Annotated in this window: 14 protein-coding genes; 8 read left to right on the top strand and 6 right to left on the bottom strand. The window is 44.9% G+C overall.

Annotation, left to right across the window (positions count from 1 at the left end; genetic code table 11):
- Positions 1–222 precede the first annotated feature (222 nt).
- From MADE_RS10360 to MADE_RS10395, 8 genes are all read left to right on the top strand, one after another.
- Entirely contained in the window at positions 223–702 is a 480-nt protein-coding gene (locus MADE_RS10360; protein ID WP_012518551.1) for a FixH family protein, read from the top strand.
- Positions 702–3092, top strand: coding sequence for a heavy metal translocating P-type ATPase (locus tag MADE_RS10365; RefSeq protein ID WP_012518552.1), 2391 nt, complete (start codon positions 702–704; stop codon positions 3090–3092). The genes MADE_RS10360 and MADE_RS10365 overlap by 1 nt, the downstream gene beginning before the upstream one ends.
- 1 nt (position 3093) lies before the next feature.
- Entirely contained in the window at positions 3094–3324 is a 231-nt protein-coding gene (gene ccoS, locus MADE_RS10370) for a cbb3-type cytochrome oxidase assembly protein CcoS (protein WP_012518553.1), read from the top strand.
- A complete protein-coding gene (locus MADE_RS10375) occupies positions 3311–3970 on the top strand; it encodes a sulfite exporter TauE/SafE family protein (protein WP_012518554.1) in 660 nt (219 codons plus the stop codon). Before ccoS ends, MADE_RS10375 begins: the two co-directional genes overlap by 14 nt.
- Positions 3971–4015: 45 nt before the next feature.
- Positions 4016–4756 (top strand): fumarate/nitrate reduction transcriptional regulator Fnr, encoded by a 741-nt coding sequence (gene fnr, locus MADE_RS10380; protein WP_012518555.1) that lies wholly within the window; start codon positions 4016–4018, stop codon positions 4754–4756.
- 250 nt (positions 4757–5006) lie between these two features.
- Positions 5007–5930: a universal stress protein UspE gene (uspE, locus tag MADE_RS10385; RefSeq protein WP_012518556.1), complete on the top strand. Its 924-nt coding sequence runs from the start codon at positions 5007–5009 to the stop codon at positions 5928–5930.
- Positions 5931–6044: 114 nt separating this feature from the next.
- Positions 6045–6998, top strand: a complete 954-nt coding sequence (gene ttcA / locus MADE_RS10390; protein ID WP_012518557.1) for a tRNA 2-thiocytidine(32) synthetase TtcA — start codon at positions 6045–6047, stop codon at positions 6996–6998.
- Entirely contained in the window at positions 6999–8024 is a 1026-nt protein-coding gene (locus tag MADE_RS10395) for a patatin-like phospholipase family protein (protein WP_012518558.1), read from the top strand.
- Positions 8025–8027: 3 nt separating this feature from the next.
- On the opposite strand, the gene MADE_RS10400 is transcribed toward MADE_RS10395, so the two are convergent.
- The 6 genes from MADE_RS10400 to MADE_RS10425 form a co-directional block, all read right to left on the bottom strand.
- Positions 8028–8675 (bottom strand): DUF2987 domain-containing protein, encoded by a 648-nt coding sequence (locus MADE_RS10400; RefSeq protein WP_012518559.1) that lies wholly within the window; start codon positions 8673–8675, stop codon positions 8028–8030.
- Complete coding sequence (locus MADE_RS10405) at positions 8672–9463, bottom strand: glucosaminidase domain-containing protein (protein WP_041912893.1); 792 nt, start codon at positions 9461–9463, stop codon at positions 8672–8674. Before MADE_RS10405 ends, MADE_RS10400 begins: the two co-directional genes overlap by 4 nt.
- Positions 9456–10187 carry a hypothetical protein gene (locus MADE_RS10410; protein WP_023559722.1) on the bottom strand — a complete coding sequence of 244 codons (732 nt, stop codon included), beginning with the start codon at positions 10185–10187 and terminating at the stop codon, positions 9456–9458. Before MADE_RS10410 ends, MADE_RS10405 begins: the two co-directional genes overlap by 8 nt.
- An 82-nt stretch (positions 10188–10269) precedes the next feature.
- Positions 10270–10896, bottom strand: a complete 627-nt coding sequence (locus MADE_RS10415; protein WP_012518563.1) for a LysE family translocator — start codon at positions 10894–10896, stop codon at positions 10270–10272.
- A 12-nt stretch (positions 10897–10908) separates the two neighbouring features.
- Positions 10909–11640 carry a Sir2 family NAD+-dependent deacetylase gene (gene cobB / locus MADE_RS10420; protein WP_012518564.1) on the bottom strand — a complete coding sequence of 244 codons (732 nt, stop codon included), beginning with the start codon at positions 11638–11640 and terminating at the stop codon, positions 10909–10911.
- Between the two features lie 96 nt (positions 11641–11736).
- Positions 11737–12567 carry a sulfurtransferase gene (locus MADE_RS10425; protein ID WP_012518565.1) on the bottom strand — a complete coding sequence of 277 codons (831 nt, stop codon included), beginning with the start codon at positions 12565–12567 and terminating at the stop codon, positions 11737–11739.
- Positions 12568–12638: the final 71 nt, after the last annotated feature.

Consider the following 12638-nt stretch of genomic DNA (forward strand, 5'->3'; position numbering starts at 1 on the left):
TTTTTTTATGAGAAAATACAGACATATAATTTGCGTACGCTACAACGTTATAAAACGCGTATTTGTCGCTTGGCAGCACGTAGCACACATCCTATTTTAACTAACGTAAATAGTATAAATGCCTATATCCAACGCCATAGTTATGGTTATTGCTTTAACTGAGTTCTGTTTAAGCAGTATTAATACCTATGTTGTTAGCGTAGTAACCACGAGAAAAGTTGAATGAATAGACCCTGGTATAAAGAGTTTTGGCCCTGGTTTTTAATTGCCGTCCCTATCATTACCCTTATTATGGGTGGTGTACTGTTAAACCTAGCCATTTCCACTGAAGATAGTTTAGTGGTCGACGATTACTACAAAGAAGGGAAAGCGATTAATGCGCGCTTGGATAAAGAAGCCATAGCCCGTCGCATGAATATCACTACCGACTTAACCATTAATGATGGAAGTATTGCCCTTGAGTTTCACTCTGGCATTCCACAAGACGGCAATGCGGTGAAACTTAACTTCTATCATGTAACGCTTGAAGAGCGTGATGTCAGCGTACTACTTAGCCGCGATGCTAGTGGTATCTACCGAGGGTATGTTGAAGAAAGCCTCGACGGCAAGTGGCGGGTCTCACTTACGCCTATTGACGATAGCTGGAAAATTCAAAATATCCTCTACCTTCCCCACGCTGGCAAAATGAAATTCAATCCATAATGGCCACGCACGACTGTTATCACTGTGGCCTGCCCATTGCGAGTCACGAGGAAGGAAAGTTTAATACAGTTATTCTAGGTCAGCAGCGCAATATGTGCTGCCCAGGCTGCTTAGCTGTTGCCGAAGCAATCGTAGACAACGGGCTTGAAGACTACTATCAATTCAGAACTGAGCCTGCGCAAAAATCTGACGATGGGATTCTTGAGACCCTCGATAAATTAAAAGTTTATGACGACCCGTCACTGCAAGAAGAATTTGTGTTCGAGGAAGGTCAAGATAAACAAATTCAACTGACCCTTGAGGGTATTACGTGTGCTGCTTGTGGCTGGCTTATTGAAAAGCAGCTGTCTAAGGTAGAAGGCATAAAGCAAGTGGCGGTCAACGTACAAGAGCGCCGCGCACTGGTTACTTGGTCTCCATTTCAAATCAAACTTAGCCAAATTCTTTCTACGCTCAAACGAATCGGCTACGTTGGCTCGCCTTTCCACCCCGATGAACACGAAGCCAGCTATAAGCGAGAACAAAAAACATTTTTAAAAAAACTGGGGCTTGCCGGCATCATGACTATGCAGGTGATGATGCTAATGACCGGGCTTTATTTCGACTGGTTCGGGGCTATAGAACTTGAAACTCGTCAGTATTTCTACTGGGTAGCTCTGACACTTACCACCCCTGTAGTGCTTTATTCAGGCAGTACGTTTTATGTAGGCGCAGCAAAAGCCCTAAGTGCAAGAACAGTTAATATGGATGTGCCGGTCTCACTGGCTATTTTCGGCACCTATATTGCGGGAATTCGCTCTACGGTACTAGAGCAAGGTGAAGTGTATTTCGAATCGATCTGTATGTTCATCTTTTTGTTGCTACTCAGTCGCTTTTTAGAGCATCGCAGCCGTCAACGTGCTGCGCAAATATCCGCCAATATGATGCAATACGTGCCTGTGTCTGCCACTAAGCTAGAAGCTAACGACAGCGTAACAGAATGTTTAGCAAAGCAGTTAAAAATAGATGACATTGTGCTGGTTAAGCCAGGGGAAACCATTCCCATAGACGGTTTGGTAACACAAGGGAGCGCTGCCGTTGACGAGTCGATGCTTACCGGCGAATTCAATCCGGTGCGAAAGTCAGCCAATAGCACCGTTTATGGCGGTACTGTTTGTCAGGACGGCACATTAACGGTAAAAGTTACTCAGACACTTAAAAATGCGTTGGTAAATCAAATTGTCCGCCTTCAGGCAAGCGCTATGGCGAGTAAGCCTAAAGCGGCACAATTAGCCGATAACTTTTCCCGTTATTTCGTGAGCGCCGTACTGGTTATCTCAGCGTTAACTTACGGGTTTTGGTACGTAAACGGCAGTGAAGATGCCTTTTGGATCACTATATCTGTGCTGGTAGCAACCTGTCCTTGCGCGTTAGGTTTAGCCACGCCTTCAGCGCTAACCTGCGCTATGGCGAAATTAAACCGCCAAGGCATTTTGCTAAAACGCGCCGACGCCCTCGAGCAGATCACTAATATCGACACCATAGCATTGGATAAAACCGGCACCCTGACTCAAGGCAAGTTCACGATTTCCAATGCGTGGTTTGCTGACGGAATTGATAGCGAAAGCGCTATGGCGATAGCCTGCGCGCTTGAAGCTCGTTCCGAACACCCAATCGCGAAGGCCTTTAACGGTAAGGTATCACACAAGGTGGATAATTTTACCGTAACGCCTGGGGGTGGCATTAGCGGTGTAATCAATGATACACATTTTTCAATGGGCTCTGCCGCATTTAGCCTGGCTAACTTACCATCATCAGATACTTACCCATCAGCCAATGTATTTTTAACAGTAAAAGGGCAAATCATTGCTGCTTTTGAAGTACGTGACACCCTTCGTGACGATACCCATGAAACTCTAGATATCTTGTCGCAAAGCCATACCCTTGCGGTATTAAGTGGTGACACCCAACAAAACGTTGATACGCTAACCGCGCCTTTGCCCATAAAAACGGCGAAAGGCGGCTTAACACCTGAACAAAAATACGAAGCGGTTCAGCAAATGCAGCAAGGGGGAGCCAAAGTAATGATGATGGGCGACGGCATTAACGATGCACCTGTACTTGCCAGTGCAGATGTTGCCATTGCAGTGGGTAACGCAACGGACGTTGCCAAAACGGCTGCTGACGTTATATTGCTGGGCGATCAACTGTTATCTGTACCAGCGCTAATTAAAACCTCACATCAAGTGAAACAGAAAATAAGACAAAACATCGGCTGGGCTGTGGGATACAACCTTTTAATATTGCCTTTCGCCGTGTCTGGTTTACTTTCTCCATGGATGGCGGTTGTGGGTATGTCATTAAGCAGTATCATTGTAGTTACAAACTCAACGCGACTTTTGAGCAAATAGCATGAGTATTATTTACGTATTAATTCCTATCGCCATCATTATTGTGGCAGTCGCTATTGTCATTTTCTTTTGGGCGGTAAAAACCAATCAGTTCGAGGATTTAGACCGCCAAGGCTATAGCATTCTTTTTGACGATGACTTATCGCCAGAAGAGAAAAAACTGGCCGAACAGCGCAAACAAATACAAGAAGATAAGGCAGCAAAAAGCCAAGAAGATAATGGACGGGATTAATTACTTTTCTGCCTTTCTTATAGGTTTAGCAGGAGGCGTACATTGTGTAGGCATGTGCGGCGGTATTGTTGCAGCGCTTAGAGTGGTATCGCCAAAGGGGGCACCGGCATTGCCCTACACCCTCGCCTACAACATGGGACGCATTACTAGCTATACACTAGCAGGGGCCATTACCGGTGCGCTTGGAAAAATAGCTGCTGACTTCGTACCGCTTGCTAATTATGCCCTCTCTCTTCTAAGCGGCATCATGTTGCTTTTACTCGCTTGTTACTTAGGGAAATGGTGGACGGGTTTATCGGTCTTAGAAAACGCGGGCAAAGGCCTGTTTGCAAAGCTTCAGCCTTTATCAAAACGATTTCTTCCTTTCAAAACGCCGTTAAGCGCGGTTCCCTACGGCTTTATATGGGGCTGGCTACCATGTGGATTGGTCTATTCAACGCTAACCTGGTCTCTGGCAGCGGGTAATGCATTGCAAGGCGCTGGCATTATGTTTTTCTTCGGTTTGGGAACGTTACCCACACTGTTAGCCGCAAGTGCCGGTAGCCAGTATCTTGTTCAAAGCTTTCAGCACAGCTATGTGAGACAAGTCATAGCTGTGATAATGGCCATATACGCCACTTATCTAATTTATGGCGCATTCATGTGAAAATGCGTGTACTATAATCATGTGTACATTAAGAGAGTCAGTCTTATGAGCAAAGGAAGCGAATTTTCAATACATTGTCAGAACTGTAGTTTCAGTCACCTCTGTTTACCTGTTGCATTGAATAAGACAGAAATAGAGTCTCTCGACGATATCATAGAGCGCAAAAAGCCCCTTCATAAAGGTGATACCCTTGTTCAAACCGGCGATAAGTTTGAGTCGTTATATGCAGTAAGAACCGGGTCATTTAAATCGTTTGTGACTAACTCTGAAGGTGAAGAGCAAATAACGGGGTTTCACTTTCCCGGTGACATCATTGGCTTTGATGCCCTTCGAGAAAACAAGCACCAAAGTTACACAATGGCTCTAGAAACCGCCATGGTGTGCGAGTTGCCCTACGAAACGCTTGACGAAATGTCGATGCAGTTTCCTAAATTACGCCATCAAATTATGAGCTTTATGAGTGCAGAGATTAAACATGATCACGATTTGATAATGCTTCTCAACAAACGCACGGCTGAAGAACGCCTTTTGTATTTTATCTCTCATTTATCTCAGCGTTTTGAAGAACGCGGTTTTTCACACAGAGAATTTCACCTTACGATGACGCGTAACGAGATAGGTAACTATCTTGGCTTAACGATAGAGACCATCAGTCGCTTATTAAGTCGTTTCCAAAAAGAAGATATTATTAAAGTTGAAGGTAAACTTATTACGATTGTGGACTTTGAACGCCTTAATACCAAGCTAGAAGTGCTTAACGGCCCGAGTATAGTGTGTAACGGCTAATGTGGTCTAACTCGGTTAAATAGGGTTATCTTCCTAAAAGCGCGCATTCAGCGCGCTTTATACTCCTACTCCCATAACCCTTTTTTCCCATTATTGGCAATGACGCTATACATTGTTGCTTGCCTTGCAATATAAAATACTTGATCTAAAACAACTTACGTTTTCCACATTGTCGTTTATAGTTAGTACAAGTTACTGTTGAACGTTACCGTTCACACAGCCACGACCAAACTTCGTATTAGGGGGAGTTATGATTGAGTGTAAACGAATCCTTGCGGTAGTCGATGCCGAGCGAGATAACCAGCCCGCGTTAAGTCGCGCTTATGAATTAGCATCAAAGACCGGGGCCTCTGTAACTGCGATTATGGTGGTTTACGACTTGTCTTATGATATGACCACTATGTTAAGTCCAGATGAGCGAGAAGCCATGCGAGATGCTGTTACCAATGAGCATGCTAAATGGCTCTCTGGGCAGCTTAAAGAACAAGGCTTCGGTGAAACTGACATCGTGGTTGAATGGAACAATCGTGCCTACGAATCGATTATCTATTACACACTTAAGAATCAAATTGACCTTGTTGTAAAAGCCACTAAAAAGCATGACGACCTGGCTTCCGTTATTTTTACACCTACCGATTGGCATTTAATGCGTAAGTGTCCGCGCCCCGTTTTATTAGTTAAAGAGCATGATTGGCCAGAAGGCGGCGAGATCATTGCCGCTGTAAACGTCGGCAGTGAAGACGAAGAACATGCTGCGCTTAACGACAAGATTACCGTTATCGCCAATGATTATGCGGCCTTGCTAAAAGGTAAGGTTAATTTAGTCAATAGCTTCCCTTCTACGCCACTTAATATTGCTATCGAGGTGCCCGAATTTGACCCTGATACCTATCATGACGCGGTAAAAAATCATCATAAGAAAGAAATGAAAAGCCATGCGTTAAAGTACGGCATTGCAGATGAAAAATGTGTTGTCAGAGAAGGGCTACCTGAAAAAGTCATTCCACAAGTGGCAAAGACATTAGACGCCGAACTCGTCATTATAGGCACTGTAGGCCGCGTTGGTCTTTCTGCCGCGCTCATTGGGAACACGGCAGAGCATGTTATCGATGAGCTAAATTGTGACGTATTAGCTATCAAGCCAGACGGATTCGAGTCGCCGTTAAGTGTGTGATGCCATTAACCTTACGAGCCGCTTTTTATGAGTAAATTTAAGAATACAGGCATGGTCTAGAAAAGGCCCTTTATTGTATAATGCTTGCTTTATCACGAACCAAGCTAGTTAATTATGAGTTTAGGCACAAGCAGTGCTGATGCGTCGGTACTAAACGCAGCGCAAAGTAAGCAAAAGTACAACTTCAACAAACTTCAGAAGCGCCTTCGCCGCAATGTGGGTAAAGCCATAGGCGATTTCGGTATGATTGAAAACAATGACAAAGTCATGGTGTGTTTATCTGGCGGTAAAGATAGTTACACCATGCTGGACATTTTATTGTTTTTAAAGAAGATTGCGCCTATTCACTTCGACATAGTTGCGGTAAACCTTGACCAGAAGCAACCAGGGTTCCCTGAGCATGTATTGCCTGAATATCTAGAGCGTATTGGTGTTGATTACAAAATTGTAGAAGAAGACACCTACTCTATTGTTAAAGATAAAATTCCTGAAGGTAAAACCACCTGTTCACTTTGTTCAAGACTGCGCCGCGGTATTTTATATCGCACCGCAAAAGAACTCGGCGCAACAAAAATAGCCCTTGGTCACCACCGTGACGATATGTTGGAAACCTTTTTCCTAAATATGTTTCACGGCGGAAAGCTGAAGTCCATGCCGCCAAAACTAGTCAGCGATAATGGCGAGCATATCGTTATTCGTCCGCTCGCCTACTGTACAGAAAAAGACATCGTAAAATATTCACAAGCCGTAGAGTTTCCTATTATTCCTTGCAACCTATGCGGTTCCCAAGAGAATTTACAGAGACAAAATATTAAAGCCATGCTTCAAGACTGGAACAAACGCTTTCCGGGCCGAATAGAGTCAATGTTTAGCGCTCTTCAAAATGTAGCGCCATCTCACTTAGTAGATAACAACTTGTACGATTTTAAAGGTATTACCACCCAAGATGGCCCCGTTGAAGATGGCGACATTGGATTTGATCAACCTTCTTTTACCACGAACAGCAACGCTGCTTTAGCAACCGAAGAAAGCGCGATTGAAGTGGTAAACATTGTGGAACCTAAATAGATGAAAATAGGACTTGCGTTAGGCGCTGGTGCAGCACGAGGCTGGACCCATATAGGTATCATTCAAGCCTTAGAAAAGCTGGGCGTTAAAATAGACGTTGTTGCCGGCTGCTCCATTGGCGCTTATGTTGGTGCAGCCTATACAAGTGGCAAGCTGGAAGGCTTAAAAGAGTGGGCGTGTTCATTAAGCGACTGGCAAGTGCTTGCTCTTATGGGAGTTGGGCTTAGGCGTGGTGGCATAGCTAGCGGACAAAAGGTTTTTGACAAGCTTGCTAGCGAGTTTTGTGAATCTAGCTATGAAGATATGATTAAACCTTTTGCGACCGTGGCTACTGACTTATACACAGGTCGTGAAGTGGTGTTTAACTCAGGTCCTATTGGCGATACCATTCAAGCATCTTGCGCTATTCCTGCCCTCTTTGCGCCCGTAGCTCATGGAGACCGTTGGTTAGTCGACGGTGCGGTCGTAAATCCTGTTCCTGTCAATTTGTGCCGTCAATTAGGCGCAGATTTTGTCATCGCGGTTAACCTAAATGCCGACTTTAGGCCTCTTCGCCTTGAAAAGTTAAGACAGGATCACGAAGAAAATCAGCGTAAGACCGAAGACTTTTTTACCAAAAGCCAAAACGTATTGCGTCAATGGTTTTCCCCCGACAGTAAACAAGATGATAAAAGTATCGAGGATAAAGAAGAGCCTAACGCCGATGCAGCCAAAAACGTTAAAACCGAAGAAGGTATTGCCGCAGATGTTATCGATAAAGTAGAAGAAGAGTTCACCGAAGTTCCTGTCAAGGTAAACAAGCGCAACCCACCGGGCATAATGAGCGTGATGAGCAGTTCATTAGAGATCCTGCAGGCGCGCGTTACACGCTCTCGTCTGGCTGGCGATCCGCCGGATATCTTAATTGAACCTCAGTTGACAGACGTGGGTATTATGGAGTTTCACAGAGCTGAAGAGCTGTGCGCTAAGGGAGAAGAGACCATCGCGCGTTTAGCCGAACAGATTAGGTATCAGTTACTTACGTAATAACTAGCTTGACGCCATAGCCGTAACACGAAGGGGCGCATGAGGCAAAGTCAATCCTTTTGCGCCATCAATCCACTCTTGTTCAAGGTGCAATACGCCATTATTTATCTGTACACCTTGCGGGGTAATAAAATCTAAATTCTTATCGTCAAATTGAATCATTAAGCCTTTTACAGAAGGCATCATGAAAGACAAAAAACTCCCCATTTCATTAAAGAAAGCTTCGTATTGCCCGTACAAAAACGTAAGGTCATCTTTTGTATAATATTGCTTTAGGTATTCCGGTTTTGTTTCAAGTTGAACCGACATATCGCACACATTGGCTCGTTCGCCTAAATCAATGCGCACCAGTGCGTTGGCTAGCTTCAGGGCTTTTTCGGTGGGAACGGTAAAGCGCCCTTCTTCACTTACAGTAAGTGCCATCGTTTTCTTATCAGTCACTATAGCTGCGCCATTAACTTCACAGAGGCGCCCTTCGCCTACGCGTACAAAACCAAACGCAAATTGAAGCGCTTGTGTATCTTCGTTATCCAGTTTTTTAACATGGCTATAGAAACGACTGTACTCAACGTCAATCGTTTCTGCAGCTACCGGTGAGATGCCAAAACTGACAAGTAGGGATGAAGCTAAAAATAAGGCAGCGCGTTTCATTCGGATAAAAACTCCTCGTTAAATCGAATCATTGTTTGAAGCTCTTCCACATAAGCGGCTCCGCGCTCTGAGTAGTTCATTAGCCCTTCCGCCAATGCCACTCCAGTAATAGGTATTTGGTTCGCCCTTAATCGACTGCGAATTTCTCTTAAATCGGCATAGGCGTCGTGTCTGTTTAAATTTCGCATGTAGGTATAGGTCGCTCTCGACAAGCTGTCGAATTTAGCCACTTCGTGAGAAGCGCCGTCGTTTCGTCGGCTTGGCACAAAACCACACCCTTTTGAGAAGCACCACAATCCAAAGAAATTGTACCCTTTTCTGGCAAACCGGCTCGTACCCCACGCAGACTCGTTCGCCGCCTGAACTAGTACTAATTCTGCTGGCAATACATCAATTTTTTGCAGTAGCGCTAACAACTTGGTTTTAAGGGGCTGAGTTGCTTTTACTCGATATTCTTCTTCAAGCCACTCAAGTCTTGCAACATCTTCTTCAGTTAAAGGCTCATCTGCCAATGCCTTTCTATAAAGTGTTTGCACATAGTGCCTAAGGGTTAAGAGATAGGCATTTTGCTTTTCTACTTCGGGGCGTAGATAATCAAAAAACGCTTCCTTTTTCTCTTTGACATTGGTGTAAACAGAGAAATCTGGAACTGGCTTTGTCGCCTTTGTCGTTTGGGGTATTGCTAAAATATCAGGTTCGTCTTCGGTAAAGATAATGGCGTTAATAACAATGACCGCCAGCACCCCTAGCGTTATAAGAACAATTTTGAATGTTTCACGTTTATGCATCAAAGCTCGACTCATTTACATCATTTTCAGATGCTTCCGTGCCCACTCCTTGTTCGCCTATTAGTTCCTGATAAAGCAAACCCATTGTACTAAAATAAAAGGGAAGTACCCAAATAAGCGAGAAACCGAAGGTTAACGGCACTGTCGCAAACAGTAAAAAGAACACCCCAAATATGCTGGCTATTTGTGCCCAATAAGCATTAAACACGCGGCAAGAGAGAATGATGGCGCTAATCGGTGTTAGCTTCCTATCGGCAACTAACATCAGCGAAAAAGACGAGGCGAGATAAAAGTAAACGCCAGGCAGAATAAGCAGCACCACACCAAGTTGTACCAGTATGCTATTAACGAGTTGAGTGAGAGCTAACAGCAATAAAAGCGGAAAAAACTGAAATACCGTAAACACCGATGTTTTGACACCACGGGCAACGAAGACCCCCATCATATACAGGCCTGTCAGCAAGGGCGCGACTATACAGATAGCGACAATTTCAATGATAGACTGGTGTTCAAAAACGTATGTTCCGTCGTCGTTTATCGTAATGTACTGCTGCGCAAAAACCCCTAACACAACGAAGGTTAAGAACAGAACAACGCTGCCTTGTAATAACGAAGAAAAGTTAGCTTTGGTTAAACCCGCAGCACGGCGCAATAGCCCTTTAATATCAAATACATACTGTTTAGCTAACGTACTGTTCAGGCGGTCAGGATTTACGTCTCTCACACAACTCTCATATATTTTTGGGAAATCGGCAGTATTATACCAATTCACAAAAACAAATGCCTGTTTGTATGGTAAACAAAAGTTAACCTAATACTAGTTTTGCTGCTAACCCTACTAAAAGTACGCCCATAGCTCGGTCTAACCAGTAACCTTTTTTACCAATAAGCTCGGCAACCTTGCTAGTGCTAAGTAAATATGAAAGAAAGCAAAACCAAAGCCCAGTAGCAATCGCTAAATAAATGCCATAACCAAGCTTAACGCTAAATGGGGTTTCAATGCTGATAATAGCGGTAAAAAGAGACAGGAAGAAAAGCGTTGCCTTCGGGTTAAGCCCATTAGTGAGAAAGCCCATCCACACCGCACGTTTCACTGAAATTTGCGATGTTTTGCTTTCTGAGTTCACTACCTCGTTTTGCTTCACCGGGCCACTTCTTAGCGCACCGAACGCAAGGTAAAGTAAATAGGCGGCGGCGGCATAGCTAAACGTTGTAAATAGCCATGGGGTAGTAGCAATAACCACGCTTAACCCAACAAGCGAATAAGCAACGTGAAGTAAAATGGCTAAACCAATTCCCACGCTAGTAAACATGGCGGTGCGACGACCGTAAGCAACACTATTGCGCACCACAACGGCAAAGTCGGGCCCTGGACTTGCAACAGCAACAAGGTGTACTAGTGCGATGGTGAGAAATTCATTCATATACTGCATGCGTTGCGCCCCCTACAGCGCATAATTTGATAGTAGTTCATTTACCCATTCAGGTACTATTTGAGAAGCCGGCCCTGTTAACGATTGGTCAAATAACGCATTGGTTGCGCCCGGCGCTAGGTTTGCTTCAATCGTGTATGCACCCGACTCTTTCGCGATCTGAACAAAACCTGCAGCCGGATACACGTTGCCCGATGTACCAATAGCAATAAAAATGTCAGCTTGGGCTAACGCCGTGTATATCTCGTCCATATACAGGGGCATTTCACCAAACCACACAATATCGGGTCGCAATGTTACTCGATGACAACAAGGGCACTTTGTAGTATGATCAAAGCTATCGCGCCACACAAAAGACTGGTGCGAAATGGCGCAGCGGGCCGACAGAAGTTTGCCGTGCATATGGTAAACCGACTTGCTGCCACCGCGCTCGTGCAAGTCATCAACGTTTTGTGTAACTACCATGAGATCGTCGCCCAACGCTTGTTCCAATTTAGCTAACGCTTGGTGCGCAGCATTGGGTTGTACATCATCTTGCTGAAGCTGGGCGCGGCGGGCATTGTAAAAGCGATAGACTAAGCTTGGGTTTTGTTCAAAGGCTTCAGGTGTGGCCACTTCTTCAACGCGGTGGTTTTCCCAAAGCCCGTCGTTATCTCGAAACGTTTTTAGCCCTGATTCGGCAGAGATACCCGCCCCAGTAAGCACAACAATTTTAGGGTTCGTTAAGGTATTATCAGCAGGCATGTCAGTCCATCTTTCTCTGCATTTAAATAATGGGTGGGTAATTGTAAACCGATATGTTTAACGGTGAAATACGCATTGTTAAGGTGAGCGCTTTTTTTATTCGTCTGTTACCACAGGATAGTGTGTACCTGCGCCCCACTCTGACCATGAGCCATCGTAAACAGACACTTGTGTTGCGCCGCACATAAGCGCAGCGACACCAATAATACAGGCCGTTACTCCCGAGCCACAGGTGCATATAATAGGTTTTCGCAAATCGATATGAGCCCCCTTAAATACGTTTTCTAGTTCGCTTACGGGCAGAAAATGACCGTTTTTGAGTAGTATATCGAAAGGAACATTGAACGCACCCGGCATGTGCCCTGCTCTTACCCCCTTGCGCGGTTCTGAAATTTCACCTTTAAAACGCGCACTACTGCGCGCATCCACAAGCTGCGCATCAGTATTTAGCGCCTGCAAAACAGCGCTAGAGTTTGAGAACCAACCCGGGCGCGGCGTGGCCTGATACGTTAACTTTCCGTACTGCTGTTGTTCAGAAACAGGTAAGCCGGCATTTTCCCATGCGGGTTGACCACCGTTTAATAGGTAGACATCACTATGGCCTAATGCTTTGAGCATCCACCACACTCGAGGAGCGGTATAAATACCTCGTGTATCGTATACAACGATTGGTGTATTGGCCGTTACACCTTGATTCCCCAAATAAATTGCAAGGTCTTCGGCTGAAGGCATGCTGTGGGGAAAACCCGTGGTGTGATCGCTTCCTTCACTGTCTAAATCAAAATCAACTGATGCGGGTAACACCATCGCTTTTCGCGTATCCGGTGTTTTCGAAACGGGATCGTCCATGAGTGCGCGTAAAAGCGTAATGGGCTTTTGTTGCATTGAACTGGCTAATTCAGCTACTGAAAGCAAAACCGAAGACATGTTATTTCTCCTGAAAGGCACTCAGTTAATTGAGTGCCTTATCACAACTGCCGTTTTTAATTTGGCGGTGC

Source organism: Alteromonas mediterranea DE (assembly GCF_000020585.3).
Classification (GTDB): Bacteria; Pseudomonadota; Gammaproteobacteria; order Enterobacterales; family Alteromonadaceae; genus Alteromonas; species Alteromonas mediterranea.

Excerpts from the sequence above, each read along its gene's own strand:
- MADE_RS10415 (WP_012518563.1), bottom strand. The coding sequence starts at position 10,896 with ATGCAGTATATGAATGAATTTCTCACCATCGCACTAGTACACCTTGTT.
- ccoS (WP_012518553.1), top strand. The coding sequence starts at position 3,094 with ATGAGTATTATTTACGTATTAATTCCTATCGCCATCATTATTGTGGCA.
- fnr (WP_012518555.1), top strand. The coding sequence starts at position 4,016 with ATGAGCAAAGGAAGCGAATTTTCAATACATTGTCAGAACTGTAGTTTC.
- MADE_RS10365 (WP_012518552.1), top strand. The coding sequence starts at position 702 with ATGGCCACGCACGACTGTTATCACTGTGGCCTGCCCATTGCGAGTCAC.
- MADE_RS10405 (WP_041912893.1), bottom strand. The coding sequence starts at position 9,463 with ATGCATAAACGTGAAACATTCAAAATTGTTCTTATAACGCTAGGGGTG.
- MADE_RS10425 (WP_012518565.1), bottom strand. The coding sequence starts at position 12,567 with ATGTCTTCGGTTTTGCTTTCAGTAGCTGAATTAGCCAGTTCAATGCAA.
- cobB (WP_012518564.1), bottom strand. The coding sequence starts at position 11,640 with ATGCCTGCTGATAATACCTTAACGAACCCTAAAATTGTTGTGCTTACT.
- uspE (WP_012518556.1), top strand. The coding sequence starts at position 5,007 with ATGATTGAGTGTAAACGAATCCTTGCGGTAGTCGATGCCGAGCGAGAT.
- MADE_RS10395 (WP_012518558.1), top strand. The coding sequence starts at position 6,999 with ATGAAAATAGGACTTGCGTTAGGCGCTGGTGCAGCACGAGGCTGGACC.
- MADE_RS10400 (WP_012518559.1), bottom strand. The coding sequence starts at position 8,675 with ATGAAACGCGCTGCCTTATTTTTAGCTTCATCCCTACTTGTCAGTTTT.
- MADE_RS10375 (WP_012518554.1), top strand. The coding sequence starts at position 3,311 with ATGGACGGGATTAATTACTTTTCTGCCTTTCTTATAGGTTTAGCAGGA.
- MADE_RS10360 (WP_012518551.1), top strand. The coding sequence starts at position 223 with ATGAATAGACCCTGGTATAAAGAGTTTTGGCCCTGGTTTTTAATTGCC.
- ttcA (WP_012518557.1), top strand. The coding sequence starts at position 6,045 with ATGAGTTTAGGCACAAGCAGTGCTGATGCGTCGGTACTAAACGCAGCG.